Annotated in this window: 18 protein-coding genes and 4 pseudogenes; 9 read left to right on the top strand and 13 right to left on the bottom strand. The window is 70.6% G+C overall.

What is annotated here, in order from left to right; all coding sequences use genetic code 11:
• Window positions 1-28: 28 nt before the first annotated feature.
• The 7 genes from BJF85_RS08480 to BJF85_RS08455 form a co-directional block, all read right to left on the bottom strand.
• Window positions 29-496: a hypothetical protein gene (locus BJF85_RS08480; protein WP_075846498.1), complete on the bottom strand. Its 468-nt coding sequence runs from the start codon at window positions 494-496 to the stop codon at window positions 29-31.
• Window positions 496-1173 (bottom strand): lambda exonuclease family protein, encoded by a 678-nt coding sequence (locus BJF85_RS08475; protein WP_075846497.1) that lies wholly within the window; start codon window positions 1171-1173, stop codon window positions 496-498. Before BJF85_RS08475 ends, BJF85_RS08480 begins: the two co-directional genes overlap by 1 nt.
• Entirely contained in the window at window positions 1160-1357 is a 198-nt protein-coding gene (locus BJF85_RS08470; protein ID WP_075846496.1) for a hypothetical protein, read from the bottom strand. Before BJF85_RS08470 ends, BJF85_RS08475 begins: the two co-directional genes overlap by 14 nt.
• On the bottom strand, window positions 1354-2364 hold the full coding sequence (locus BJF85_RS08465; RefSeq protein WP_075846495.1) for a DNA cytosine methyltransferase: 1011 nt from the start codon (window positions 2362-2364) through the stop codon (window positions 1354-1356). Before BJF85_RS08465 ends, BJF85_RS08470 begins: the two co-directional genes overlap by 4 nt.
• Window positions 2361-2510 carry a hypothetical protein gene (locus BJF85_RS28745; protein WP_222844470.1) on the bottom strand — a complete coding sequence of 50 codons (150 nt, stop codon included), beginning with the start codon at window positions 2508-2510 and terminating at the stop codon, window positions 2361-2363. Before BJF85_RS28745 ends, BJF85_RS08465 begins: the two co-directional genes overlap by 4 nt.
• Complete coding sequence (locus BJF85_RS28740; protein ID WP_075846494.1) at window positions 2510-2836, bottom strand: hypothetical protein; 327 nt, start codon at window positions 2834-2836, stop codon at window positions 2510-2512. The genes BJF85_RS28745 and BJF85_RS28740 overlap by 1 nt, the downstream gene beginning before the upstream one ends.
• A gap of 335 nt (window positions 2837-3171) precedes the next feature.
• Window positions 3172-3402 carry a helix-turn-helix transcriptional regulator gene (locus tag BJF85_RS08455; protein WP_083666109.1) on the bottom strand — a complete coding sequence of 77 codons (231 nt, stop codon included), beginning with the start codon at window positions 3400-3402 and terminating at the stop codon, window positions 3172-3174.
• A gap of 200 nt (window positions 3403-3602) precedes the next feature.
• Here BJF85_RS08455 and BJF85_RS27190 point away from each other — a divergent pair, with 200 nt between their 5' ends.
• Entirely contained in the window at window positions 3603-3944 is a 342-nt protein-coding gene (locus BJF85_RS27190) for a hypothetical protein (RefSeq protein ID WP_139320529.1), read from the top strand.
• Between the two features lie 166 nt (window positions 3945-4110).
• Here the strand turns inward: BJF85_RS27190 and BJF85_RS08450 are convergent, their stop codons facing one another.
• Window positions 4111-5661 (bottom strand): recombinase family protein, encoded by a 1551-nt coding sequence (locus BJF85_RS08450; protein WP_075846492.1) that lies wholly within the window; start codon window positions 5659-5661, stop codon window positions 4111-4113.
• 35 nt (window positions 5662-5696) lie between these two features.
• On the opposite strand from BJF85_RS08450, the pseudogene BJF85_RS08445 reads away from it, so the two are divergent.
• Both BJF85_RS08445 and BJF85_RS30895 read left to right on the top strand, forming a co-directional pair.
• Window positions 5697-5993, top strand: a pseudogene (locus BJF85_RS08445) (hotdog fold domain-containing protein); the annotation flags it as partial.
• Between the two features lie 144 nt (window positions 5994-6137).
• Window positions 6138-7753, top strand: a pseudogene (locus tag BJF85_RS30895) (GMC oxidoreductase).
• A gap of 3 nt (window positions 7754-7756) precedes the next feature.
• Here the strand turns inward: BJF85_RS30895 and BJF85_RS08435 are convergent.
• A complete protein-coding gene (locus BJF85_RS08435) occupies window positions 7757-8365 on the bottom strand; it encodes a dTDP-4-dehydrorhamnose 3,5-epimerase family protein (protein WP_075846491.1) in 609 nt (202 codons plus the stop codon).
• Window positions 8366-8683: 318 nt separating this feature from the next.
• Between BJF85_RS08435 and BJF85_RS08430 the strand changes: the two are divergent.
• Window positions 8684-9849: pseudogene (locus tag BJF85_RS08430) on the top strand (NADP-dependent malic enzyme).
• A 126-nt stretch (window positions 9850-9975) separates the two neighbouring features.
• On the opposite strand, the gene BJF85_RS08425 reads toward BJF85_RS08430, so the two are convergent.
• Complete coding sequence (locus BJF85_RS08425; RefSeq protein ID WP_075846490.1) at window positions 9976-11403, bottom strand: bis-aminopropyl spermidine synthase family protein; 1428 nt, start codon at window positions 11401-11403, stop codon at window positions 9976-9978.
• 178 nt (window positions 11404-11581) lie between these two features.
• On the opposite strand from BJF85_RS08425, the gene BJF85_RS08420 reads away from it, so the two are divergent.
• The 5 genes from BJF85_RS08420 to BJF85_RS08400 all read left to right on the top strand — a co-directional run bounded on the left by BJF85_RS08420 (window position 11582) and on the right by BJF85_RS08400 (window position 16855).
• Window positions 11582-12694: an ABC transporter ATP-binding protein gene (locus BJF85_RS08420; protein WP_075846489.1), complete on the top strand. Its 1113-nt coding sequence runs from the start codon at window positions 11582-11584 to the stop codon at window positions 12692-12694.
• The gene (locus BJF85_RS08415) at window positions 12691-13383 is read left to right on the top strand and encodes an ABC transporter permease (RefSeq protein WP_075846488.1); all 693 of its coding nucleotides are present in this window, start codon (window positions 12691-12693) and stop codon (window positions 13381-13383) included. The genes BJF85_RS08420 and BJF85_RS08415 overlap by 4 nt, the downstream gene beginning before the upstream one ends.
• On the top strand, window positions 13380-14066 hold the full coding sequence (locus BJF85_RS08410) for an ABC transporter permease (protein WP_075846487.1): 687 nt from the start codon (window positions 13380-13382) through the stop codon (window positions 14064-14066). Before BJF85_RS08415 ends, BJF85_RS08410 begins: the two co-directional genes overlap by 4 nt.
• A gap of 38 nt (window positions 14067-14104) precedes the next feature.
• On the top strand, window positions 14105-14980 hold the full coding sequence (locus BJF85_RS08405; protein ID WP_187346887.1) for an ABC transporter substrate-binding protein: 876 nt from the start codon (window positions 14105-14107) through the stop codon (window positions 14978-14980).
• Between the two features lie 312 nt (window positions 14981-15292).
• Entirely contained in the window at window positions 15293-16855 is a 1563-nt protein-coding gene (locus BJF85_RS08400; RefSeq protein ID WP_075846485.1) for a S8 family peptidase, read from the top strand.
• A gap of 66 nt (window positions 16856-16921) precedes the next feature.
• On the opposite strand, the gene BJF85_RS08395 is transcribed toward BJF85_RS08400, so the two are convergent.
• From BJF85_RS08395 to BJF85_RS08385, 3 genes and pseudogenes are all read right to left on the bottom strand, one after another.
• Window positions 16922-20602: a multifunctional oxoglutarate decarboxylase/oxoglutarate dehydrogenase thiamine pyrophosphate-binding subunit/dihydrolipoyllysine-residue succinyltransferase subunit gene (locus BJF85_RS08395; RefSeq protein ID WP_369822123.1), complete on the bottom strand. Its 3681-nt coding sequence runs from the start codon at window positions 20600-20602 to the stop codon at window positions 16922-16924.
• Window positions 20603-20948: 346 nt separating this feature from the next.
• Window positions 20949-24655, bottom strand: a pseudogene (locus BJF85_RS08390) (ABC transporter ATP-binding protein).
• Between the two features lie 129 nt (window positions 24656-24784).
• Window positions 24785-25675: an ABC transporter permease gene (locus BJF85_RS08385; RefSeq protein WP_075846483.1), complete on the bottom strand. Its 891-nt coding sequence runs from the start codon at window positions 25673-25675 to the stop codon at window positions 24785-24787.
• Window positions 25676-25677 lie beyond the last annotated feature (2 nt).

Here is a 25677-nt window from a genome sequence, read left to right as displayed (position 1 = left end):
TCGCCCCCGTCCTGCGCGTCGTCGGCGGTCAGTTCGGCGACCTCGGCCTCGATGACTTGGCGTCGGTCGCGTCGGCGGTCTGCCACTCGCGGCGGAGCTGGTCGAGGCGCGTTTCGGTGAGCGGTCGCACGACGAACATCGCTGACTTTCCGCGAGCCACGAGCAGCGGCACCTGCTTCGGCTTGTCCAGATGGGACAGGTGGCTAATGCGGGTGCCGCCGACCTCGGCGCCGCCGAACCGCACCGCCGGGTCGCAGTAGAGCGTTACGCGCCGGCCGACGTAGGCCGTAGCGTCGGCACCCCAACAGGACACGAGCACGCGGCGCATGGACTTGCCGGGGCGCCATGGTCGCGGGAACTCGGCGAAGTGGATGTTGACGGGTTGCTCGGAGTTGCCCGCGGTGACGCGTTCGATAGTGAACGTGCGCGGCCCGGACAGCAGGTCGACGGCGTCGAGCTGGTCGCTGGTGGGCGCGATGGTGTCGGAGAGGTCCATCAGATCGTGATCTCCTCGTAGATGATCCGCTCGGTGGCGGGCAGTCCCTCGGTTGCGGCCCGGTAGTCGGCGACCATCTGCGCGGCCGTCGTCTCGAACTGCTGGCAGGCCGCGACGATCGCCTCGTGCCACGCGGGATCGGGGTAGAGGCGTTTCGTCCACATCGGCATGCCGCCGCAGTAGCTCACGAAGTCGAGCCACGCGCGGCCGGTCACGAGCAGGCCGGCCTGACACTGCGCGACGTACTGTTCGGGCACCTCGCCGGCGAGGATCGTGCGCAAATGGCCCTTGGCGCGCGGTGCTTTCACCTCGAGGAGACCGTCGTCGCCGACGAGCCCGTCGGGCGAGTAACCAAGCGTCCACGTGTCCTCGTCGCGGCGAAGAAACCCGATCTCGGTCACGGTGTGCCCGTGGTGCTCGGCGTACCGCTCGCGGGCCCGTGGCTCGTCCTCGATGCCGCGCAACATGTCGTCGCTGACGTACGTCGGATCGGTCCATCCGGTGATGCGCTCGGCCACCAGTCGCGCGGTGAGCGCCCGGCTCGACTCGTTCTGCGCGACCTTGAGCGTTTTCCCGGTGACGAGCTGGCCGACGACGGACGCGGTGACGATGCCGGCGCGCTGCGCGAGCCACTCGTCGGACCCCTGAACCACGTCCGGAAACTCAACCGTTGCCATGGGTGGTGTCTCCCTTCGGCGGATGCGGACAGATACGCGTGAGCCCGGTTTTCGGGTCGACGCGGCCGTGTGCGGTGGCGGTGGTGCCGTGCTCGGTGAGGACGACACCGGCGGCGGGCAGGCCGCACACGACGCACGGCACGCCGCGCAGCGGGTAGAGCGGGTGGGGGCGGGAGTCGGTCACGCGATCACCTCCGCGAGGTGGTCGAGCGCGGCCGACGCTTGCTGTGGCACGACGCCGTTACCGAGCAGCCGCAGTTGCTCGGCCCGCTTCAACCCGGGCACGTCGGTCACATGCCCGTCGGGCAGGCCCATGAGCCACTCGACGAACGGCGGCGACAGCACCGCGCCACCACGCGCGCCGAACTCGGTCGGCGCGGGTGCGACGCGTCCGGTCAGGTGCTCCCAGCGTTCGACGGCGGGTCCGTACTGGCCACAGTCCAGAACACGTCCGTGAGCGTCGTCCCGCTGTGGTGACCGCTCGTTGCGCGGTTCGCCGTCGCGTTCCGGCTGCCCTTCGCGTCCGTCGCCGTCGGCGTCGGCAGCAGCCGCGCCGCTGTCGTCGCCAGATCGTCGCCACCCGATGCGGCCCGGTTCGCTCGCGCGTAGTCCGGACCCGAGTGGGACAGTTTCGCCTCGGGTGTCGGTAGCAACGACGAACACCCGGAACCGGCCGTGCGGTGCGCCGACGTCGGCAGCGCGTAGGCCGTGCCACGCCGCGTCATACCCGAGCTCGGCCAGGTCGCCGAGTACGGCACCGAGTGCCCGCACATGAGGCTCGTCGCGTCCGTCTCCCAGACACCACGGGCACGGTTCCACTGCGCTATCGGCTGCGGCACTGAGCAGTCCTCTCACGTTCTCGGCGACCACGACCTGCGGGCGGAGCACGGCGATCGCGCGTGCCATGTGCGTCCACAGTCCGGATCGGGTGTCGGGTCGCATCCCGGCGCGCTTGCCCGCGCTCGACACGTCCTGGCAGGGGAACCCGCCCGTGAGCACGTCGACCGGTTCCACGGCTGGCCAGTCGACGGCGGTGATGTCGCCGAGGTTCGGCACGTGCGGGTAGTGGTGGGCGAGCACGGCGGCCGCCGCCGGTTCGTTGTCGGCGAACCACACGGGCGACGCGCCGAACACGCACTCGGCGGCGATGTCAAGTCCGCCGTAACCGCTGAACAGGCTGCCGAGTCTCACGCGATCACCGCCGACACTGCCCACGTGGCGATGTGCAGTCCCATGTAGACCGCGGCGAACGCCACGAACGCGCACCCGACGATCCCGCCGGGGCCGGCGTCCTCTCGCCGCTCGCGGCGCGGCGTCTCGTGCCAGCGGGCGGCCATCACTCGACACCCGCCCCGGCGGCGAATTCGTCGAGGGTGAACGCGACGATCGGCTCGGGCACGGGGATGGGTGACTTGCGGGTCTTGACCGTGACCGGCGTGCCGTCGCTGAGTCGTCCGTACGCGAGGTATCCGTACTGGCCGCGGGTGACATTCGTGGCGCCGACGCTGCGCGCCCACGCCACGAAGTCGACGCGCTCCTCGAGGTGCACCGACGTGTCGATGTTGGGGAACGTGCCAACCGAGCAGATCGTGCCGGCGAGGCCGTGCTCGTAGGTGTGAGCGATGACGGACTGGAGTCGGTCGATATCGTGTGTGTTGTTCACCGGTGTTTCCTTCCTGTTGGTGCCGGTGTTCGGCGGCCTCGGCGTTGCAGCGCCGGGGCCGCGCTCATGCGGCGTGGGTGATGTCGTGGGGGACGTGCACGGGGGGCAGTAGGCGGCGCAGCGTGGCGAGCGCGTCGGGCCGGGGCTGGCCGGCGTTCGCGATGACGCGGGCGACAAGTTCAGACTTCGCCGCGTCCGTTGCACTGGTGGCACGTGACGTGTCCCGATCGCCGGTCGCTCGGGTCGGCGGGCACGGTTCCGGTGCCGTTGCACATCTGGCATGGCCACCGTTTCGGGGCCCCGTGTCCTGGCTGGGACTTGGCGAACGGGGGCATTCACGCGGCCTTGTCACTGGGAACCGCCAGCAGGTCGGCCGCCTTGACGCGCAGCACCTTGCAGAGCCGTTTGAAGTTCGGCGCGCTCGGTTCGTCGGGGCGCCGGGTGGACTCCCAGTGGCCGACGGTGGAGCGGTCGACGCCCAACGTCGCGGCGAGCTCGCCCTGTGTGAGTCCGGCCATCTCGCGTGCCCGCTTCACCGCCGGGCCGTTCACGCTTGCTGATCTCATGGGGCCCACATTAACCCCCGTAAACCCCCATAGCAACGCACGAGGGGGCGACGTCAGTCCCTGTACGTGGGTAAATGTGGGCCTGTAACACTTCTAGCAGGCAAAACGACTCCAGATTACGACTAGACAACCCACGTTTTCCCACCCAACATGGGCGCGTGACTAGGCGTGAGTACGAACCCGGAACCCTCGGTTGGTGGATGGACGACCGGCGCGGCGAGCTTGGGCTTACGTGGGACGAGGTCGCCGAGCGCGCGAACGTCTCGCCCGAGACGCTGCGGCGGAATGCTGACGACCCGACACGGATGCGCACGACTACGCGGAAGGGAATCGAAAGATCCCTCAGATGGGGGGCCGGAAGTATTGAAGCGATTCTTAACGGCCGGCGACCGATCGACAACCAACCGGAATCAGAACCGGAACCGGAACAAACACGCGCCGACCGGATAGCCGAACTCGAGGCAACAGCCGAACGCCTCGAGGCAATGGCGCGCGACCTGCGCAGACAGCTCGAGGAGCTCGACGAACCACGCGGTGTGTAACGACCTGCTTACGACATTTGGGCGTTTCCGTACGCCGCGGGTAGTTTCCGGCGAGTGGTTGAAAGACGAATTAAAACACGCCTCGACAGAATCGAGGCTCAATTACGGGACGTACGCGACGAAATCAATAGGCTAAAAGGGGGAACACAGCGGCCCGCCCTGCGGGTCATTCGGGAGGGGCAAGCGACACGGACTGTTGCGCCGGCGCGTCCGTGCCACTGGTGCGGCCTGACGGTGCTTCGTGCGAGAACGTGATGCGCGCATGAACCGGCACACCGCGCCCACCTGCACGCATGACGCGCAGCTCGCCCACATGCCCCGGACTGAGCACAACCTCGACGATCCGCCGGCGCGCGGCCGGGTCGTCGATCGCTTCCCAGCGGCGCGCGACGTCCTCGCCCGGCTCGATCAGGCTTCGCAGCACGGGCGGGGTCGACAGCTCGCGGTGTCGCGCGGCGAGCTCGTCGACCCTGGCACGCAACCCCGGTTCGACACGAGCCGCGAACGACACCGACAGGTCGCCGGCCGACACCCGCGCGGCGAGGTTCTCGAGCTCGGCGCGTGCCTCGGCGAGCTCGGCCTCGACCGTCGCGAGCTCGTCGCCGGCGACCTCGCCGTCGTGGCGCAACGCCTCGTGCACCTCGGGCGCCGCGAGCCACGCGACGATCACGCGTTCGGCGATCTCGTCGAGCTCGTCGCGCGGCACGGTCACGCATCCCGACGTGTGGCACCGGTACGCCGGCCGGCCCCGCGTCACCCGCACCGACAGCGGCCCGCCGCACACGTCGCACCGGGCGATCATCGACAGCAGGTGACGGGCGCCGCCGGGCCGGCGGGTGACGCGCTGCGGGTCGTCGAGGACCGCTTGCGCGGTCGCGAACGTGGCGCGGTCGACGATCGGTTCCCACTCGGCCGGCGTGATCTGCGCCGAGTCGCGGGCGAGCCACCATCGCGTGTTCTGGCCGGGGATGTGCACGCGCTCGGCGACGTAGCTTCGGTTCCGCAGCATCTCGCGCAGCGCCACGGGGGTGAACGGGCGGCCGGCGCGGTTGCGCACGCCGCGGTCGGTCCACTCGCGCACGATCGACCGTATCGACGCGCCGGCGGTGAACCGGTCGAACGCCTCGCGCACGAGGCCGGCCTCGGCCGGGTTGGGCACGCGGCCGAGTAGCCGGCCGGTTCCGGGGTCGTACTCGCGGGCGTAGCCGTAGGGGACTGCGCCCGCCGGTTTGCCGGCCGCCGCGCGTGCGGCGTGGTTGCGCGTCACGCGGTCGGACGTCTTGCCCGACTCGTACTCAGAGTCGACGGCGTCCTCGAGGAGTGAGCGCCGGTCGCGCGCGTTGCCGGCGTCGTAGATGCGCCCGTGCGTGGTGACGTAGATGCGCACCCCGTTGTCCTCGCACAGCTCGACGAGCTCGACCCACTCGCCGACCCGCCGGGAACCGCGCGACGACTCCCAGATGATCAGCACGTGCGCGCCGAACCGGCCGGCCCGGAGGTCGGCGAGCAGACGGTCGAACCCCGTACGCGCCTTGCGCGCGTAGCGGCTCGCCGAGCCTGTGTCGTCGTAGGGTTCGCCGAGTGTCCAGCCGTGCGCGTCGGCGGCTCGGGCGTTGTGCTCGTGCTGCTCGCCTTGCGACTGCTGGTTCCCCCACCGGTCGACCGAAACGCGCAGGTACTCGCGGGCGACGGGGTGGGGTGGCGTGGTCGGGACCATGCCGCTACAGTAGCACCCACTAACGAGGCTTATGCGTGCACAACCACCTCGGCACGTTCCACGCGATCGCGGCCTGCAACCTGGCCGAGATCGCCATGGGCATGCTCGCCGAGGCGACCGTCCCGACCACGCACCGCTGGATCCCCAAGGGCATGTCGGTGTCCTATGTGGCCAAGGCGAAGACCTCGCTGACGGCCGTCGCCGAGCTGCCGGAACTGCCGGAGCTGTCCGACGAGGGCACCGAGGTCGTCGTTCCCGTGGTCGTCACCGACACCGCCGGGACCACCGTGGTCACCGCCGACATCACCGTCTGGATCACCCCACGCGGCTGAGCGCTCGTCCCCGATCCGGGCTCCGCCCTCGGGGGAGGTCCCGCGCGTCGGCGACTGATTCATTCGGGTGACATCGATGGACAAACGCGAATTATTCTCGCGTTCTACTTGTGCCGTCGTTGTCATCACGCCAATATCGCCGCCATGACACAGTTGTCCCGCCGCACGTTCCTCGGTTACGCCGCCCTGAGCTCGGCCGCGGCCTACGGGCTGACCACCGTGTCCGCGCGCCCGGCGCGGGCCGCCGACGCCGAGGCCGGTCTGCCCGACTTCTCGCCCGCCGTGGTCGTCGGCACCGGCTACGGCGCCGCGGTGACCGCCCTGCGCCTCGGTGAGGCCGGCATTCCGACGGTGATGCTGGAGATGGGCAAGCTGTGGGACACGCCCGCCGACGACGGGTCGATGTACTCGTCGATGCTCTCGCCGGACCACCGCGCGATGTGGCTCAAGGACCGCACCGAGATGCCGCTCGCCTCGTTCCTCTGGCTCGACATCAACCGCCGGGTCGGCCGGCACACCGGCGTGCTCGACCGGGTGCACTACGGCGACATGTCCGTCTACCTGGGACGCGGCGTCGGTGGCGGATCGCTCGTCAACGGCGCGATGGCGGTGACGCCCCGGCGCTCCTACTTCGAGGAGATCCTGCCCGACGTCGACGCCGACGAGATGTACGCGACGTACTTCCCGCGGGCCAACCGGGAGCTCGGCGTCAACGACATCGACCCCGAGTGGTTCGAGGAGTGCGACGCCTACCAGTACGCGCGGGTGGCGCGGAAACACGCCGAACGCGCCGGCTACCGCACCGTGTTCGTGCCCAGCGTCTACGACTTCGACTACATGCGCCGCGAGGAGGCCGGGGAGTGCCGCGGTCGGCGCTGGCCTCGGAGGTCATCTTCGGCAACAACCACGGCAAGCTGTCGCTGGACAAGACCTACCTCGCCGCCGCGCTCGGCACGGGCAACGTGACGATCGCGGCGCTGCAGGAGGTGCGCGACATCCGCCGCGCCGCCGACGGCACCTACCGGCTCACCGTGCGCGAGCTCGACGAGACCGGCGGCGTCGTCGCCCGCCGCGAACTGGGCGCGCGCCACCTGTTCCTCGGCGCGGGCAGCGTCGGCTCGACCGAACTGCTGCTGCGCGCACGCGACACCGGGACGCTGCCCGGCCTCGGCGAGGCCATCGGCCGGGGCTGGGGTCCCAACGGCAACGTCATGGCCGGCCGCGCGAACCACGCATGGGACCTGACCGGCAACACCCAGTCCGGTATGCCCGCGCTCGGCATCGACGCGTGGGACGACCCGGAGCACCCGGTGTTCGCCGAGATCGCGCCGATGCCCGCCGGGATCGAACTGTGGGTCAGCCTCTACCTGGCGATCACCAAGAACCCCGAACGCGGCCACTTCACCTACGACCCGGCCACCGACTCGGCGAAACTGCACTGGAGCGCCGAGCAGGGGCAGCCGTCGATCGACTCGATGAAAACCCATCTCGACCGGATCAACCGCGTCAACAAGACCGTCTACCGGCACGACCTGTTCGGCGACACGCGGGCGTTCGAGAACCGGTTCACCTACCACCCGCTCGGCGGTGTGGTGCTCGGCGAGGCGACCGACCTCTACGGCCGCGTGCACGGCTACCCCAACCTGTACGTCAACGACAGTGCGCTCATCCCCGGCAACACCGGCGTCAACCCGTTCGTCACGATCACGGCGCTCGCCGAACGCAACGTGGAGCGCATCCTCGCGGAGGACTTCCGCTGACGGTCAGCCGGCCGCGCTGCGGAGTCGGTCGTAGTGGGCCAGGCAGTCGGCGTGGCTGGGCAGGAAGCCGCGCTCGCGGGCCTCGGCCACCGACGGGGCGGTGCGGTCCTTGTCGGACTGCAGGAACTCGAGGTCGTCGGGCCACGGCAGGCCGAGTTCGGGGTCGAGCGGGTTGACGCCGTGTTCGGTGGGTGGGTTGTACGGCGTCGAGCACAGGTACGTCATGACGGTGTCGTCCTCGAGGGCCACGAACGCGTGGCCGAGGCCCTCGGGGATGTACAGCGCGCGATACGTCGTGCTGTCGAGCACCACCGAGTCGTGCACGCCGAACGTCGGTGATCCCACGCGCAGGTCGACGACGACGTCCAGCAGCGATCCCCGCGGGCAGTAGACGTACTTCGCCTGCCCGGGCGGGACGTCGCTGAAGTGCACCCCGCGGAGCGTCCCCCGGCGCGACACGCTGTGGTTGACCTGCGCCAACGTCAGCGGATGCCCCACGGCCTCGACGAACGCCGCCTCCTGGAACGGCGCCGCGAACAGCCCCCTGTGGTCGGGGAAGGCGGGCGGGGTGAACTCGACGGCATCCGGGACGGCCAGCGTGCGGGCTTGCATACCGCGAAGACTAGCGGGACCCCGTTCGGCGACAACGAAGCCACCCAAGCCACCCAAGTCGGACGTCCGTCTTGCTATTAGAGGCATGACCTGCGAAACAAGGTCGAATCTGTGATCCGGACCGCACCGGCACGCTGAGTGCCGGAAGGGATGTCACACTGATACGACCGCCGCGTCCGCGGCTACGCCTGACCAAGGGCCTTGACGGACACCTTGCCGGCAGACGGCGCTACCGCGCCGAGTCAGCCGGGACCAAGGAGCCCTCTACCGACGGGAGCTGCCCGTCGGACCTTCCCTTTTTCAGCCCTGGAGTTAAACGTGTCTCAAGCTCAGGTGAGCGACGACGATATCTTCGGCGGACACGAGGGCGGCAAGCTCTCGGTGTCGGCCACCCGTCCGATCACGGAGCGCGTGATCTGTCCATCGCCTACACCCCTGGGGTAGCGAAGGTCAGCCGCGCCATCGAGCAGGAGCCTGCTCTTGCGAAGCGGTACACGTGGGCGGACCGGCTTGTGGCGGTGGTCAGCGACGGATCGGCGGTACTCGGACTCGGTGACATCGGCGCGAGCGCCTCGCTGCCGGTCATGGAGGGCAAGTCGGTCCTGTTCAAGACCTTCGCCGGGCTGGACTCCATCCCGCTGGTGCTCGAGACCTCCGACGTCGACGAGATCGTCGAGACGCTCGTGCGGCTGCGGCCCTCGTTCGGCGCCGTCAACCTCGAGGACGTCTCGGCGCCGCGGTGCTTCGAGCTCGAGGCCAAGCTCAAGGACGCCCTCGACTGCCCGGTCATGCATGACGACCAGCACGGCACGGCCATCGTGGTGCTCGCCGCGCTGCGTGGTGCGAACCTCGTCACCGGCCGCGACATCGCCCAGCAGCGGGTCGTGATCTCCGGTGCGGGCGCCGCGGGCGTGGCCTGCGCGAAGATCCTGCAGGCCGCCGGTGTCGGCGACGTGACGATGCTCGACTCGCGCGGCATCATCCACACCGGCCGCGAGAACCTCAACGCCGTCAAGGAGGAGCTCGCCGAGACCACGAACAAGGCGGGCCTGCGCGGCGATCTGGCCGACGCGATGGCTGGTGCGGACGTGTTCATCGGACTCTCGAGCGCGAGGATCGACGAGAACCTGCTCGCGACCATGGCGCCCGAGCCGATCGTGTTCGCGCTGTCCAACCCGGACCCGGAGGTCCACCCGGACATCGCGGCGAAGTACGCGGCGGTCGTGGCCACCGGCCGGAGCGACTTCCCGAACCAGATCAACAACGTGCTCGCCTTCCCCGGCGTGTTCCGTGGTGCGCTCGACGCCGGCGCGCGGGCGATCACGGAGAACATGAAGCTGGCCGCGGCCGAGGCGATCGTGTCGGTGGCGGCCGACGAGCTGTCCGCCGACCGCATCGTGCCGAGCCCGCTCGACCCGAGGGTCGCCGAGGAGGTCGCGACCGCGGTCGCGAAGGCCGCGGAGGACGACGGCGTCGTCAGCTGACGTAGCAATCCAGAGGTGCCCCGAGGACGACCGTCCCCCGGGGGGCACCTCTGTGTTCGGAGCTCCCAAGGGCATAGTCGCGTTGAACGCGACTATGGGGCCCTTGGGAGCAGTGTCGGAGCTGCGTCAGTCGCCGAGGCGGTCGCGGACCTCGGCGACGCGGTGGCGGGGCAGGTCGATGAGGCGTTGGTCGGCGACGTCGTCGGGGGCGTCGGGCCAGATGTTGCCGAGGCGGGCGTGCGCGCGGGTGAGCACGGCGCGCACGGTGGCGTCGGTGTGCCCGGTGGCGCTCGCCGGCGGTTCGGCCACGACGATCGCGTGCGTGTTGGTGGGCGTGCTGCGGAGCAGGCGCAGCCGGTACTTCGGGCCGATCAGTTGCGTCAGCGCCTGCTGTGAGGCGGCGTCGACGAGGTCGGGGTGGGAGTTCGGCAGCAGCACGGCGACGCGGTCCGCGTTGACCCCCAGCAGGGTGCGCAGCAGCCACGGCCCGGGGTCGGCGCCGAGGTCGACGGCCACGGCCGTGCCCGGCTTCGTCGCGACCGGTTTGGTCCAGTCCGCGCCGCGTTCCTCGACCCGCAGCCCGTTCTGGCCCGCGAACCCGCGCAGCGCCTCCAGCAGCTCGGGCGTCGTCTCGCCCGCCTCGAGGGACTGCGCACCGCGTGTGTAGATCGTCTGCTTGCTCGTCTTCCGCCCGCCCTTGCGTGCCTTCGTCGTCGGCTGGCACACGTAGAGGTCCGCGGCGCTGCCGATCGCCTGGGCGCCGCTGTACCGGTGGAAGCCGGGCACGATGGACTCGAACGCCAGCCCCAGTCCGATCAGCGCCCGCTGCGTGCGGTGGCCCAGCGCCGGATGCCGCGGGCTGTAGCCGTAGGCGAGCACGAGCCTGCCCGCGGGCGGATCGGCGAGGCATTCGAGCCCGCGCGTGGCGAACAGCGCCATGCCCTCGGGGGTGTACGGCGGATCGCTGAACACGACGTCGGCCTTGCCCATCACCGACAGCGGCAGGCCAAAGCGCAGGTCGGCGTGCACGGTGCGGATCGTGCGCGAGCTCTGCCGGTCGACGTAGTCGAGGATGCGGTCGTCGACGTCGATGACGGTCAGGTCGGCCTCGGGTCGCAGGGCGCGCACGGCCAGCGACGTCAGGTCGTGGTCGCCGAGGAACGTCAACCGCGTGGTGCGCAGGTCGTAGTGCTCGTCGAGCCACCGCGCGCGGCGCACGACCGTGTCGGCCGTGGCCTGCACGTGGTCGAGCGCGGGCAGCGGCGGCGGCACGTGGGCGATGTGCCGGGCGACCTCGGTCTCGAGGCCGTCCGTGGTGTGCGGGCTGCCGGCGTGCTCACGGTAGGTCTCGGCGGCGTCGGCGCGCAGCCACACCGAGTCTCCTTCGCGGTGGAGGTCGCCGCCGATCGCCTGCAGCAGTTCCTCGACGGTGCGCCGCGGGGCGGCGAGTTCGCGCACCAGGTCGTCGAACAGCCAGCGCCGTTCGGCAAGCAACGCGATGGCGTGTCGCAGCGATTTCGCGTCCACGCCGAACACCTGACGCACCGAGTTCATGGCGCCCACCCTAGATGCCGTGACCAGCGGAGCTGCCGCCCGGCCGCCGCCGCCCGCCGGGCCACGTCACGAGCGGGAACTCGGTTCTGTCGGGCCTGTCGGTTACGGTCGTTCGAACGCGTCATCCGGGTCACATTTCGCGCCCGGCCACCCGCCGCGAGGGGAGCAGGACACCACGATGACGATCGAGTTCCGTGGCGTCACCAAGCGCTACGAGGGCCACGACGGTTCCGGCGGCGGTGCGGTCGCGGTCGACGACCTGTCGCTGACGGTGCCCGACGGCAGCATGACCGTGTTCGTCGGCCCCTCGGGCTGCGGCAAGACGACCTCGCTGCGCATGGTGAACCGCATGGTCGAGCCCACCGCCGGCGAGGTGCTGCTGGACGGGCGGGACGTGCGCGCGGTCGACCCGGCCGAGTTGCGCCGCGGCATCGGCTACGTCATCCAGCACGCGGGCCTGTTTCCACATCGGACCGTGCTCGGCAACATCGCGACCGTGCCGATGCTGTCCGGCTGGAGCCGCCGGGCGGCGCGGCGCCGTGCCGGTGAGCTCCTCGAGACGGTGGGCCTGCCCGCCGATCTGGGGTCGCGGTACCCGGCGCAGCTGTCCGGCGGACAGCAACAGCGGGTCGGGGTGGCCCGCGCGCTGGCGGCCGATCCGCCGGTGCTGCTCATGGACGAACCGTTCTCGGCCGTCGACCCGGTCGTGCGCGAGGGGCTGCAGGACGAACTGCTCGATCTGCAAAGGCGGCTCGGCAAGACCATCGTGTTCGTCACCCACGACATCGACGAGGCCGTGCGGATGGGCGACCGCGTCGCCGTGCTGCGCGTGGGCGGCCGGCTGGCCCAGTACGGAACGCCCGCCGAGGTGCTGCGCCATCCCGTCGACGATTTCGTCGCCGAGTTCGTCGGCAAGGACCGCGGATACCGCGGACTGTCGTTCCTGTCGGCGCGTGGTCTGGACGTCGCGGACGTGCCGACCGTGTCGCTCGGCGCCCCGGCCTCGCCCACCGGCGAGTGGCGGCTCGCGGTCGACGCCGACCGCAGGCCCCGCGGCTGGCTCGCGCCGGGGTCCACAGTGGACGGCGAGCTGGTCGAGGCGGACCTCGTGGCGGGCGGTTCGCTGTACCGGGAGGGCACGTCGCTGCGGGGCGCCCTCGACGCCGCGTTGTCCTCGCCCGCGAGCCTCGGCGTCGTGGTCGACGGCGACGGTGCGGTCGTCGGGGCCGTCACCGCACGGCACGTGCTCGACGTGATCGAAGGGCACCCGGAGAGCGCGGGTGCGCCATGACCCTGCTCGACGAGCTCGGCACCTATCTCGGCAGCGCCAACACGCGGGCCCAGCTCTGGTCCGGGCTGCTCGAGCACTGCTACCTGGCGCTGGTGCCGATCGTGCTGGGCGTGCTGCTCGCCATCGGCGCCGGCTGGGTCGGGCGAATGTGGCCGCCGATCCGGCCGACGCTCGGCGTCGTGGCCAACCTCGTCTACACGATCCCGTCGCTCGCGCTGTTCGTCGTCATCCCCGGCATCATCGGCACGACGATCCTCGACAGCATCAACGTCGTCATCGCCCTGTCGCTGTACACCGCGGCGCTGCTGGTGCGGCCGATGCTCGACGCGCTCGACGCCGTGCCGCCCGCCGTCACCGCATCCGCCACGGCGATGGGGTATCGGCCCGCCCGGCGGTTCTTCGGTGTCGAGCTCCCGCTGGCCGTGCCGGTGCTCGCCGCGGGCGTCCGGGTCGCGGCCGTGAGCAACATCAGCCTCGTCAGCGTCGGGGCGTTGATCGGCGTCGGCGGGCTCGGCAGGCTGTTCACCGACGGCTTCCAGCGTGAGTACTACGCGCCCATCCTGGTCGGCGTCGCGTTGACGCTCCTGCTCGCGCTCGTCGTCGACCTGCTGCTGGTGCTGCTGCGCCGGGTCCTCACACCCTGGCAGCGGCCCGCGCCGGCGAGCACCGGGCGGGAGGTGTCGGCATGATTCCCGAGACCCTCGCGTGGTTCGGCGACGCGGCGAACTGGGGCGGCCCCGGCGGCGTGCCGATGCGCGTGCTGGAACACCTCGGTTACGTCGCCCTCGCCCTGGCCGTGGCGTTGGTGATCGCCGTGCCCATCGGCCTGATCGTCGGCCACACCGGCCGGGGCGCGGTACTGCTCGTCGGCACCGGCAACATCGTGCGCGCCCTGCCGACGCTCGGCGTCGTGACGCTGTTCTTCCTGCTGCTGGCCGAGAGCACCCCGGCGGCGCTCGTCGGTCTGGTCGTGCTGGCCGTACCGCCGATCATGGCGGGCACGTATGCCGGGGTCGAGGCTGTCGATCCGCACGTCGTCGACGCGGCGAGCGGCGTCGGCATGCGCGGTATGCAGCGGTTGTGGCAGGTCGAGGTGCCCATCGCGTTGCCCATGTTGCTCGGCGGTGTGCGCAACGCGGTGCTGCAGCTCGTCGCGACGGCCGCCGTGGCCGCCTACGTCGGACTCGGCGGACTCGGCCGCTACCTCATGGACGGACTGGCCGTCCTCGACTACGGACAGGTCGTCGCGGGCGCGGTGCTGACGGCGGCGCTCGCGGTCGTGCTGGACCTGCTGTTGGCGGCGCTGCAACGTCTCGTCGTGCCACGGGGCGTGCGTCTGGCCGAACGCGCCGGAACACAGGAGGCCGCGTGAACGATGATCGTCGGGGCGCTTTTCGGCGCCGGGGAGTCGTGGCCGTGCTGTGTGCGGTGCTGCTGCTGGTGACCTCGTGTGGCAATCCGCTGCGCGGGGGAGCCGAGGGCGGTGACGACGGGAGCATCGTCATCGGTGCGTCCGACGTCGGTGAGGGTCTGTTGCTCGCCGAGATCTACGCCGGCGCGTTGCGCGCCGCGGGAGCCGACGACGTCACCGTCCGCCCGCCCGTCGGCGGACGCGAGGTGTTGGTGCAGGCGCTGCAGGACCGCTCGTTGACGCTCGCCCCCGACTACAGCGGCAACCTGCTCCGCCATTTCGACCCCGACACCGAGGCGACGACGTCGCAGGAGGTCGACCGAGCACTGCCGCGTGCTCTGCCGCCGGAGCTCGAGGTGCTCGAGCGCTCGCCCGCCGAGAACACCGACATGCTCGTGGTGCGCCGCGACCTCGCCGAACAGGGCATCCGGTCGATCTCGGACCTTGCGCCGCGCTGCGAGCGGCTCGTCCTGGGTGGCCCGGGGCAGTGGGCCGAGCGTTGGCGCGAGGAGATCCGCGCGCTGTACGGCTGCGAGTTCGCCGAGATCCGCACCACCGACACGGGCGGTCCGGTGACGGTCGAGGCGCTGCGTTCCGGCGAGGTGCAGGTCGCCAACATGTTCAGCACGTCGGCGTCGGTCGACGCCAACGGCTTCGTACCCCTCGATGACGACCGGAACATGTTCCCCGCGCAGAACATCGTGCCGCTGGCGGCCACGGGATCGTTGTCGGACCGCGAACGCGCGGCACTCGACCGGATCTCGGCCGCACTCACCACCGAGAAACTGACCGAGTTGAACGTCGAGTTCTCCGAACGGAAGCGCAACCCCGCCGACATCGCCGACGAATTCCTGGCCGGGATCGGCGACCGCTGACCGACGCTCGGGGTGCCCCGGAGCCGAGTGTCGGCGCCCGGGGTCGCCGGATTCACCACCTTGGTCCGGTACTTTGGTCGGGGTTCGAGCGGCGGGTTTTCTCCGCGCCGTGCAACGGAATCCGCACCGGACGGTCACGGCCCGGATGCATTTCCCCGCCCGTCGTGGGCCGAGGCGCCGAAACGGTTGCGCAGAACGGTCCAATGCCCCGACTTTCGTCGCGATCTCCGTAAATCATTCGACCGTGTCGTCTCGTTGCCTTTCCGCTTACTGTCAGCCCATTCCGGACAAAGTTCGACGGAAGGGAAAAACGTGCGAAGTGACAGACGCAGGATCGCCCGCGTTGCGGGGGTGAGCACCACCGCGGCCGCCCTGGTGCTGGGCATGGCGGGCACCGCCCACGCCGCACCGCAGGAAGGCACGATCCTCGGTGCCGACGCCGCGACCGCGGTCGAGGGCGAATACATCGTGGCGTTGAAGGACGGGGTGCAGACCACCGCCGCCGATCTCGGCGGCGACGTCACCCACACGTTCTCGAGCGTGTTCAACGGCTACTCGGCCGACATGTCCGAGGCGCTGGCGAAGCGGATCGCGGCCAACCCCGCGGTCGAGTACGTCGAGCAGGTGCAGACCATGCACACGATGGACGAGCAGACCGACCCGCCGTCGTGGGGGCTGGACCGCATCGACCAGGCCGAGCTGCCGCTCGACGACACGTACGCCTACCCGAACGAGGGCGAGGGCGTCACCGCGTACATCATCGACACGGGCATCCGCGCCTCGCACGAGGACTTCGGCGGCCGGGTCACCGACGGTTTCGACGCCATCGACAGCGGCGGCGACGCCGACGACTGCAACGGCCACGGCACGCACGTCGCCGGCACCGTGGGCGGCGCCGAGTACGGCGTGGCCAAGAGCGTCGACCTCGTCCCCGTGCGTGTGCTGGGCTGCGAGGGCAGCGGCACCAACGCGGGCGTGATCGCCGGTATCGACTGGGTCACCGAGAACGCCTCGGGCCCGTCGGTGGCCAACATGAGCCTCGGCGGCACGGCCTCTACCGCCGTCGACGACGCCGTGGAGAACTCCATCGCCGCCGGCGTCACCTACGCCCTCGCCGCGGGCAACGAGAACGCCGACGCGTGCAACTCCTCGCCCGCCCGCGTGGCCGACGGCCTGACCGTGGGGTCGACGACCGACACCGACGCGCGGTCGAGCTTCTCGAACGTCGGCTCGTGCGTGGACATCTTCGCGCCGGGCAGCGACATCACCTCGGCGTGGCACACCGGCGACACGGCCGACAACACGATCTCCGGCACGTCGATGGCGGCCCCGCACGTCGCCGGCGCCGCCGCGATCTACCTGGCCGCCAACACCTCGGCCGCCCCGTCGGAGGTCCACGGCGCAATCGTCGACGGCGGGTCCGAGGGCGTCGTCGGCAACCCCGGTTCGGGTTCGCCCAACGTGCTGCTGAACGTCGTCGACTCCGGATCGGCACCCGACCCCGACCCGGAACCGGACCCCGATCCGGGCACCTGTGCGGCCGTGACCAACGACGAGGTCACCGCCATCCCGGACGCCGACTCGATCGACAGCACGGTCACCGTGTCCGGCTGCGAGGCCGGCTCGACCGAGGCGACCGTCGAGGTCGACATCACCCACACCTACCGCGGTGACATCGCCCTCGACCTCGTCGCCCCGGACGGTGCGGAGTTCTCGCTGAAGGAGGCCTCGGCCGACCCGGGCGCCGACATCTCCGAGACCTACACCGTCGACCTCTCCGACGTCGCCGAGCTCAACGGCGAGTGGACCCTGACGGTGACCGACGCGTTCGTCTTCGACACCGGCACCCTCAACAGCTGGACCCTCACCCCCTGAGGTTCCGCCCGAAAAGCACCCGAGGGCCCCTATGGGGCCCTCGGGTGCTTTTAGCGGTTCAGCGGCTTACTCGAAGGCCTTCGTGATGAGGGCCTTCTGCTCGACCTCGTGCACCTTGGACGAACCGGCCGACGGGGCGGCCATCGGACGCCGTGCCACCACGTCGAGGCGGGGGAACAGCTCCGGCAGCCTGCGCGGCAGGTTCAGCCCGAAGAACGGCCAGGCGCCCTGGTTCTCCGGCTCCTCCTGCACCCACACGAGCTCCGCGTTCGACGAGTAGCGCTCGAGCGCCGCGGCGATCTTCCGCTTCGGCAGCGGGTAGTACTGCTCGATGCGCACGATCGCGACGTCGTCGATCTCGCGCTTGGCCCGCTCGGCCACGAGCTCCCAGTAGAGCTTGCCCGAGGTCATCAGCACCTTGCGCGCCTTCGCGGGGTCCACGTCGGTGTCGTCGATGACGGACAGGAACTTCGAGTCGCCGATGAAGTCCTCGACGTTCGACGTCGCGGCCTTGTTGCGCAGCATCGACTTCGGGGTGAAGACGATCAGCGGACGCTTCACACCGTCGAGCGTGTGCCTGCGCAGCAGGTGGAAGTAGTTCGCCGGGGTCGACGGCACCGCCACGGTCATCGAACCCTCGGCGCACAGCTGCAGGAACCGCTCGATCCGGCCGGACGTGTGGTCGGGGCCCTGGCCCTCGTGGCCGTGCGGCAGCAGCAGCACGACGTCGGACAGCTGGCCCCACTTGGCCTCACCGGACGAGATGTACTCGTCGATGACCGACTGGGCGCCGTTGACGAAGTCGCCGAACTGCGCCTCCCACATCACCAGCGCCTCGGAGTTGGCCACGGAGTAGCCGTACTCGAAGCCGACGGCCGCGTACTCGGACAGCGCCGAGTCGTAGATCATCACGCGGCCCTGCTCGTCGGCCAGGTGCTGCAGCGGGGCGTACTCCTTGCCGGTGTGCCGGTCGATCAGCACCGAGTGGCGTTGGGTGAACGTGCCGCGGCGGGAGTCCTGACCGGACAGTCGGACGAGGTGACCCTCGAGGGCCAGCGAGCCGTACGCCAGCAGTTCGCCGAACGCCCAGTCGATGCCGCCCTCGCGGGACATCTTCTGCCGCCGGTCCATGACCGGCTTGACGCGCGGGTGCGGGGTGAAGCCCTCGGGCACGTTGACGAACGCGTCGCCGATGCGCTCGACGGTCTCGCGGGACACCGCGGTCGGCAGGTTCGCCGGCACCTGCTGCTTGCCCTCGACCGACGGGCTCGGAACCGGCGGGTGCTTCTCGAGCTCGCGCACCTCGTTGAAGACGTGCTCGAGCTGGCTGGAGAAGTCCCGCAGCGCGGCCTCGGCGTCCTCGACCGACAGGTCGCCGCGGCCGATGAGCGACTCGGTGTAGGTCTTCCGGACGCTGCGCTTCTTGTCGATGATGTCGTACATCCCGGGCTGGGTCATCGAGGGATCGTCACCCTCGTTGTGACCGCGGCGCCGGTAGCAGATCATGTCGATCACGATGTCCTTGTTGAACGCCTGGCGGTAGTCGACCGCGAGGCGGGCGACCCAGTACGCCGCCTCCGGGTCGTCGCCGTTCACGTGGATGATCGGCGCGCCGATCATCTTCGCGACGTCGGTGGCGTACTGCGAGGACCGCGCGTGCTCGGGCGCCGTCGTGAAGCCCACCTGGTTGTTGATGATCACGTGCACGGTGCCGCCGGTGCGGTACCCGCGCAGGAGCGAGAGGTTCAGCGTCTCGGCCACCACGCCCTGGCCGGCGAACGCCGCGTCGCCGTGCAGCAGCACGGGCAGCACGGTGAAGCCGTCGGCGTCGCCGCCCTTGTCGAGGATGTCCTGCTTGGCGCGGACGATGCCCTCGAGCACCGGGTCGACCGTCTCCAGGTGCGACGGGTTGGCGGTCAGCGACACGCGCGTCTCGCCGTCGCCGAACATGCGGAAGTACTTGCCCTCGGCGCCCAGGTGGTACTTGACGTCACCGGAGCCGTGCGCCTGACCCGGGTCGAGGTTGCCCTCGAACTCCTGGAAGATCTGCGAGATCGGCTTGCCGACGATGTTGGCGAGCACGTTCAGCCGGCCGCGGTGCGGCATGCCGACGACGACCTCGTCGAGGCTGTGCTCGGCGGCCTTGTCCAGCAGCGTGTCGAGCATCGGGATGACCGTCTCGCCGCCCTCGAGCGAGAACCGCTTCTGGCCGACGTACTTGGTCTGCAGGAACGTCTCGAACGCCTCGGCCGCGTTGAGCTTGCTCAGCACGTACTTCTGCACCGTGGGCTCGGGCTTGTCGTGCGGGACCTCGACGCGCTCCTGGATCCAGAGGCGTTCCTCCGGGTCGAGGATGTGCGTGTACTCGACGCCGACCGTGCGGCAGTACGAGTCGCGCAGCACGCCCAGGACATCGCGCAGCTTCATCTTCTCCTGGCCCGCGAAACCGCCGACGGCGAACTCGCGGTCCAGGTCCCACAGCGTCAGCCCGTGCGAGAGGACGTCGAGGTCCTCGTGCCGGCGCTGGCGGTAGTTCAGCGGGTCGGTGTCGGCCATCAGGTGGCCGCGCATCCGGTACGCGTCGATCAGCTCGAGCACGCGGGCGGTCTTGTCGATCTCGCCCTCGGGGATGTCGGAGACCCAGCGCACCGGCTCGTACGGGATGCGCAGCGACGTGAAGATGTCGTCGTAGAAGCCGTCCGCGCCGAGCAGCAGCTCGTGGATGCGCTTGAGGAACTCGCCCGACTCGGCGCCCTGGATGATGCGGTGGTCGTAGGTCGACGTGAGCGTCATGATCTTGCTGACGCCCAGGTCGATGAGGGTCTTCTCGCTCGTGCCCTCGTAGTGGGCCGGGTACTGCATCGCGCCGACGCCGATGATCGTGCCCTGCCCGGACTGCAGTCGCGGCACCGAGTGGTTGGTGCCGATGCCGCCCGGGTTGGTCAGCGAGATCGTGGTGCCGGAGAAGTCGTCGGCGGTGAGCTTGTTGTTGCGCGCCTTGCGGACGATGTCCTCGTAGGCCTGCCAGAACTGCAGGAACGACATGTTCTCGCAGTTCTTGATCGACGCGACGACGAGGTTGCGGCCGCCGTCCTTGCCCTTCATGTCGATCGCGAGGCCGATGTTGACGTGCTCGGGCGTGACCGCGTGCGGCTTGCCGTCGATGAGCTTGTAGTGCCGGTTCATGTTCGGGAAGTCGTGCAGCCCACGGATCATGGCGTAGCCGATGAGGTGGGTGAACGAGATCTTCCCGCCGCGCGTGCGCTTGAGGTGGTTGTTGATGACGATGCGGTTGTCGCCCATCAGCTTCGCCGGAACGGCGCGCACGCTCGTGGCCGTCGGAACGGTCAGCGAGGCGTCCATGTTCTTCGCGATCGCCGCCGCGGCACCGCGGAGAACCTTCGACTCGGGCTCGCTCTTGTCGCCACCCTTGTCCGCCTTCTCGGCCTTGTCTGCCTTGCCACCGCCCTGGTCCGCCTTGTCGGCGGCCTTGGCGGGCTGCTGGGCGGGCTTGGCCGGGGCCGCGGGCTTCGACTCGGCAGGCGCGGCGGCCGCTGCGGGCGCCGCGGGTGCCTGGGCTGCGGCCGGGGCGGCCTGGCTCGCCGATCCGTGACCGTTGGCCGAGGGCGCCGCGTCGGTCGTGTCGGTCGTGTCCGGCTTTCGCTGCTGCGTGGGGGAGAAGTCGGCAAAGAACTCATGCCACGCGGCGTCGACGGAGGAGGGATCGGCGAGGAACTGGTCGTACATTTCCTCGACGAGCCACTCGTTGGGGCCGAACTGTGACGCAGGACTGCTGGACACGGCTGGGACTCGCCTCTATCTGTCTCGATGTGCCAATTACGCGCGTACCAGGCTAACCCCCCGGCTCGTCACCTCGGTCACCGAACTCGCACTTCGGACCGGTTTCGTCCACGCACAAGCCCCCCGGCTTGTCGCTGAATCGATACGGGTAGCGGGGTGTGGGCCTCTACACACCCCGGAGGGTACGGAACGGCCCGGTGGGGGCAGGAGTTCGTGAGACGTCTCATGCGACCGGCCACCCGTTCGCACCAACCCGCCACCGGCGGTGCGGGCGACGGCGGGTCGGTGCCGGTCACCGGTGGGCGGGTGCGCCGTCGCCGAGCTCCCACAGCGTGGCGTAGGCCCCGCCCGCGGCGACGAGGTCGGCGTGCGTGCCCTCCTCGACGACGCGCCCGTGGTCGAGCACCACGATCCGGTCCGCGCGGGCCGCGGTCGCGAGCCGATGGGCCACGACGAACGTGGTGCGGGTCGCGGCGAGCCGGTCGGTCGCCCGCAGCACGGCGTCCTCGGTGGCGGGGTCGAGCGCGGCGGTCGCCTCGTCGAGCAGCAGCACGTCGGGATCGACGAGCTCGGCCCTGGCGAGTGCGACGAGCTGCCGTTGGCCGGCCGACAGCGCCCGTCCGCGCTCGCCGACCTGGTGGGCGAAGCCGCCGGGCAGGCCGGCGATGCCGTCGAGGGCGCCGACGGCGCGGACGGCGCGTTCGACGTCGGCGTCGCTCGCCTCGGGACGTCCGTAGCGGACGTTGTCGGCGACCGTGCCCGCGAACAGGTGCGGTTCCTGGGGGACGACGCCCACGCGGGTGCGCAGCGCCGCGAGGTCGTACTCACGCACGTCGACCCCGTCGATGCGGACGCTTCCCGAGGTGGCGTCGTAGAACCGGGCGAGCAGCTTCACCGCCGTCGACTTGCCCGCGCCGGTCGAGCCGACGAACGCCACCGTGGTGCCCGGCGGCACGTCGAGCGAGACGTCGGCCAGGGCGGGCGTCTCGGTGCCGGGGTAGTGGAAGCCGACGTCGTCGAGGCGGACGTGCCCGCGCAGGCGCTCGCCCACGCCGACCGGCGTCTCCGGCGACGGGACCGACGTCGGGGTGCGCAGCAGGTCGCCGATGCGCCGCAGGCCGACCTTCGCCTGCTGGTAACCGTCGAACACCGACGACAGCTGTTGGACCGGGGTGAAGAACAGGCCGAGGTACAGCACGAACGCCATCAGCACGCCGGGCGAGAGCGTGCCCTCGGCGACGCGGCTCGCGCCGACCGCCAGGACGAGCACCTCGGCGACGCCGGACAGCAGCGTCACGAACGGGAAGTAGGTGGCGACGTAGCGCTGCGCACGCAGCCGGGAACGGCGGTAGGCGTCGCTGCGGGAGGCGAAGTCGGCCGCGGAACGCTCCTCGCGCGTGTAGGCCTGCGCGACGCGCAGGCCGCTCACGTTCTCCTGCATGTCGGCGTTGACGGCGCTGACGCGTTCGCGCGCCTCGGTGTAGGCGGCCGAGGCGAGCCTGCGGAACACCACGGTCGCGACGATCAGCACGGGCAGCACCGCGAACACGTACATCGCGAGGCTCGGGTCGGTGACGATCAGGGCGACGCTGATCCCGGCGAGCGTGAGGATGCTGACGACGGCGGTCGCCAGACCGGTCTGCAGGAACGTCGACAGCGCGTCGACGTCGGTGGTCATCCGGGTCATGATCCGCCCGGACAGTTCCCGTTCGTAGTAGTCGAGCCCGAGCCGCTGCAGATGGGCGTAGCTGCGAACCCGCAGCAGGTACAGCACTGATTCGCCGGTGCGGGCGGTGAGTCGGGTCTGCAGGGCCACGACGAGCCAGTCGACGAGGATGACGCCGAGGCCGACGGCGGCCGCGATGAGCACGACCGATTCGACACCGGTCCGCACGCCCTCGTCGACGCCCCGTTGGTAGAGCGCGGGGATGGCCAGGGTCGCGAGCGCGTCCACGGTGACGAGCGCGATGACCGCCGCCAGCAGGCCGCGCACCGGCCGTAGCAGGCCGGCGAGCCGGAAGCGCGGGTCCGGGGCGGTCGGGTCGACGTCGCCCAGGTCGGGCCGCGCGGTCGCGGGGGCGAGTGCCTGCACCCGTTCGAGCAGTTCCGGGGTCGGCGGCTGTTCGAGGGAGGCGCTCGAACCGCGGCCGGGGCCGGCAGCGGCAGCGGCCGCGGTGTTTGTCGAGACCGATGGTCCCGTCGAGTCGGTCCCGAGGTCCGGCCACAGCTCGGGGGTGATGCCGTCGGGGCCCGGTTCGCGCGGGGGCGTCCGGCCGGGCGCCTCCGCGTCGTCGTCGGGACCGGACACCAGGTCGCGGTACAGCGCGCAACGGCCCTCGAGCTCGGCGGCGGTGCCGACGTCGACGACGCGGCCGCCGTCGAGGACCGCGATCCGGTCGGCCAGTGACAGCGTCGAACGGCGGTGCGCCACGAGCAGGGTGGTCCGGTCGCGCATCACGGCGCGCAGCGTGTCGTGGATGGCGGCCTCGGTGGCGGTGTCGACGGCGGACGTCGCGTCGTCGAGCACGAGGACCCGCGGATCGGTGAGCAGTGCGCGGGCCAGTCCGAGGCGTTGCCGCTGGCCGCCGGAGAGGGTGAGCCCGCGTTCGCCGACCAGGGTGTCGTAGCCGTCGGGCAGGGCGCTGATGAACTCGTGCGCCTCGGCCGCCTTCGCGGCGGCGATCACCTCGGCGTCGGAGGCGTCCGCCTGCCGTAGGCGATGTTGTCGCGCACCGACGTCGAGAACAGGAACGCCTCCTCGAACACCACGCCGACGGTGCGGCGCAGCTCGGTCAGTCCGAGGTCGCGCACGTCGGTGCCGCCGATGCGGACCTCGCCCTCGTGCACGTCGTAGAAGCGGGGCAGCAGCAGCGAGATCGTCGACTTGCCGGAGCCGGCGGTACCGACAAGGGCGAGTGTCTCGCCCTGGCGGGCCGTGAGTGTCATCCCGTCGAGGACGGGCTCGGACAGCGTGTAGCCGAACCGGACGTCACGCAGCTCGACGTCGAGCGGGCCGTCGGGCACCGGCGCGGGATCGGGCTTCTCGCGCACCTCGGGCTGGGCGTCGATCAGTTCGTGCACGCGCTCGGCGCCCGCGCGCGTGAGCTGCGCCTGCACGACCAGGCTCGCCAGCATGCGGGCCGGACCGGTCAACGACGAGACGTACGTGGCGAACGCGAGGAACGTGCCGAGGCTGATCTCACCGCGCAGCGCGAGGATGCCGCCGACGGCCAGGACGGCGATCTGCCCTGCCGCCGGCAGCGCGGCGGTGGTGGCCGTCGGCACGGCCGACAGGTTCGCCGCGCGCAGCCGCTCGGCGAACAGGGCGCGCGCGGTGCGCGACAGCCGGCTCGTCTCGCGGGCCTCCTGGCCGAAACCCTTCACGACGCGGACACCGGTGACGGTCTCCTCGACGTGCTGGGCGATCTCGGCGGCCCGTTGCTGGGCCGCCCACGTCGCGGGGAACAGCGTGCGTCTGCTCACCGCCAGCACGATGGCGACCGCGGGCGCGACGATCAGCGCGATCACGGTCAGCAGCGGGGACATCCACAGCATCGCGCCGAGCGCGAGCAGGGCGAACACCACCGAACCCGCCGACAGCGGCACCTGCATCAGGAAACCGGTGACGAGTTGCAGATCGGTGATGGCGCGGGAGGCGATCTGCCCCGTTCGGAGCGAGTCCTGCTTGCCGCCGTCGAGTCGCGACACTGCGGCGAACACCGACCGACGCAGGTCGTGTTGGACGTCGAGGGCCAACCGGCCGCCGACGTAGCGCCTGCCGAACGCGGCGCCGAACGCCACGAGGTGCAACGCCAGCAGCACCAGCGCCAGCAGGCCGAGCCCCTCGGTGGACCCGGCGACGGCGGTGTCGATGCCGTCGCGGATCAGCAGCGGGCTGACCGCCTGGACGCCGACACCGAGGATCGCAGCCCCGAGCGAGAGCACGACCAACACCGGATGCCGCCAGCACGCCGCGGCGATCCGCCGGACCCAGCCCACGTGCGGCCGGTCGGGGGCAGAGGGGGCGGTGGGGGCAGCGGGGTTACCGGGAGTGTCGGGTCGGTCGGCCGTAGCTCCGGTCTCCGCGTTACCGACCTGCCCCGACACGCCCGGTTCCCTCCTCGTTCGTTACGTGATGTCGCGCTTCTGGTTGATCAGCCAGCCGCCGCCGAAGGCCGCCAGCACCCAGCCGCCGAAGATCAGCGCCGAGGCCCACCACGAGAATGCCCCAGGGGCACCGGCGATGAACTGCAGCCCCCACGCCAGATACTCGTCGACGCCCGGGACGCGCACTCCCGCAGCACCGGCGGCCTCGGCGCCGAGCGCACCCACGACGCCGTTGAGCGCACCGTTGGGCAGCACGCCGCCCATCCACGCGGCACTCGGTCCCCAGATCCCGTACGAGACCCAGATCCACAGGTTCTCGAGGACGACCATGTAGAGCAGCAACGTGACGACCGAACCGGCCACGCTGTTCCACAGCGCGCCGAGTCCGACACCGAACAGGGTCGCCAGCGCACCGGCCAGTACCGACGCGCCCATGACGGCCAGCCACTGCGTGGCGCTCGGCAGCCGTTCCGACTCGACGGTGAGGACGATGGCCAGGCTCGACACGCCCGCGAAGAGCAGGCCGTACAGCGCGCCCCAGCTGACGTAGGTGATCATCTTCGACGCCAGCGCCGTCGCCCGGTTGGGCGCGGTGAGGAACGTCGTGGTGATCGTCTTCCGGCCGTACTCGCCGGCCACCGCGAACACGCCGAAGATGACGGCGAACATCAACGCCAGGTTGATCGCGCGTCCGAAGGCCAACATGCCCATCGGCAGGTTGCCGGTCTCGACCCCCAGTGCCGTGGCCAACTGTTCGGTCTCCCGGCCGCTCAGGAGGTTGCCGACCCCGTTCGCGGTGTAGCCCAACCCGAGCGCGATCACGAACGCCAACGTGGCCGCCGGAACGAGCAGTGCCCACCAGCCGTTCGTGGTGAGGATCTTGCGGAACTCGGACTTGACGAGATTGCCCATCA

Source organism: Saccharomonospora sp. CUA-673, assembly GCF_001942305.1.
In the GTDB taxonomy this organism is placed as follows: Bacteria; Actinomycetota; Actinomycetes; order Mycobacteriales; family Pseudonocardiaceae; genus Prauserella.
This window is presented reverse-complemented; position numbering and strand designations above follow the sequence as displayed.

What these genes read in the sequence shown, in the direction of transcription:
- BJF85_RS08435 (WP_075846491.1), bottom strand. Translation starts at nt 8,365, where the DNA reads ATGCAAGCCCGCACGCTGGCCGTCCCGGATGCCGTCGAGTTCACCCCG.
- BJF85_RS08415 (WP_075846488.1), top strand. Translation starts at nt 12,691, where the DNA reads ATGACCCTGCTCGACGAGCTCGGCACCTATCTCGGCAGCGCCAACACG.
- BJF85_RS08475 (WP_075846497.1), bottom strand. Translation starts at nt 1,173, where the DNA reads ATGGCAACGGTTGAGTTTCCGGACGTGGTTCAGGGGTCCGACGAGTGG.
- BJF85_RS28745 (WP_222844470.1), bottom strand. Translation starts at nt 2,510, where the DNA reads ATGGCCGCCCGCTGGCACGAGACGCCGCGCCGCGAGCGGCGAGAGGAC.
- BJF85_RS08450 (WP_075846492.1), bottom strand. Translation starts at nt 5,661, where the DNA reads ATGGTCCCGACCACGCCACCCCACCCCGTCGCCCGCGAGTACCTGCGC.
- BJF85_RS27190 (WP_139320529.1), top strand. Translation starts at nt 3,603, where the DNA reads ATGGACGACCGGCGCGGCGAGCTTGGGCTTACGTGGGACGAGGTCGCC.
- BJF85_RS08385 (WP_075846483.1), bottom strand. Translation starts at nt 25,675, where the DNA reads ATGGGCAATCTCGTCAAGTCCGAGTTCCGCAAGATCCTCACCACGAAC.
- BJF85_RS08410 (WP_075846487.1), top strand. Translation starts at nt 13,380, where the DNA reads ATGATTCCCGAGACCCTCGCGTGGTTCGGCGACGCGGCGAACTGGGGC.
- BJF85_RS08455 (WP_083666109.1), bottom strand. Translation starts at nt 3,402, where the DNA reads ATGAGATCAGCAAGCGTGAACGGCCCGGCGGTGAAGCGGGCACGCGAG.
- BJF85_RS08480 (WP_075846498.1), bottom strand. Translation starts at nt 496, where the DNA reads ATGGACCTCTCCGACACCATCGCGCCCACCAGCGACCAGCTCGACGCC.
- BJF85_RS08395 (WP_369822123.1), bottom strand. Translation starts at nt 20,602, where the DNA reads ATGTACGACCAGTTCCTCGCCGATCCCTCCTCCGTCGACGCCGCGTGG.
- BJF85_RS08420 (WP_075846489.1), top strand. Translation starts at nt 11,582, where the DNA reads ATGACGATCGAGTTCCGTGGCGTCACCAAGCGCTACGAGGGCCACGAC.
- BJF85_RS08425 (WP_075846490.1), bottom strand. Translation starts at nt 11,403, where the DNA reads ATGAACTCGGTGCGTCAGGTGTTCGGCGTGGACGCGAAATCGCTGCGA.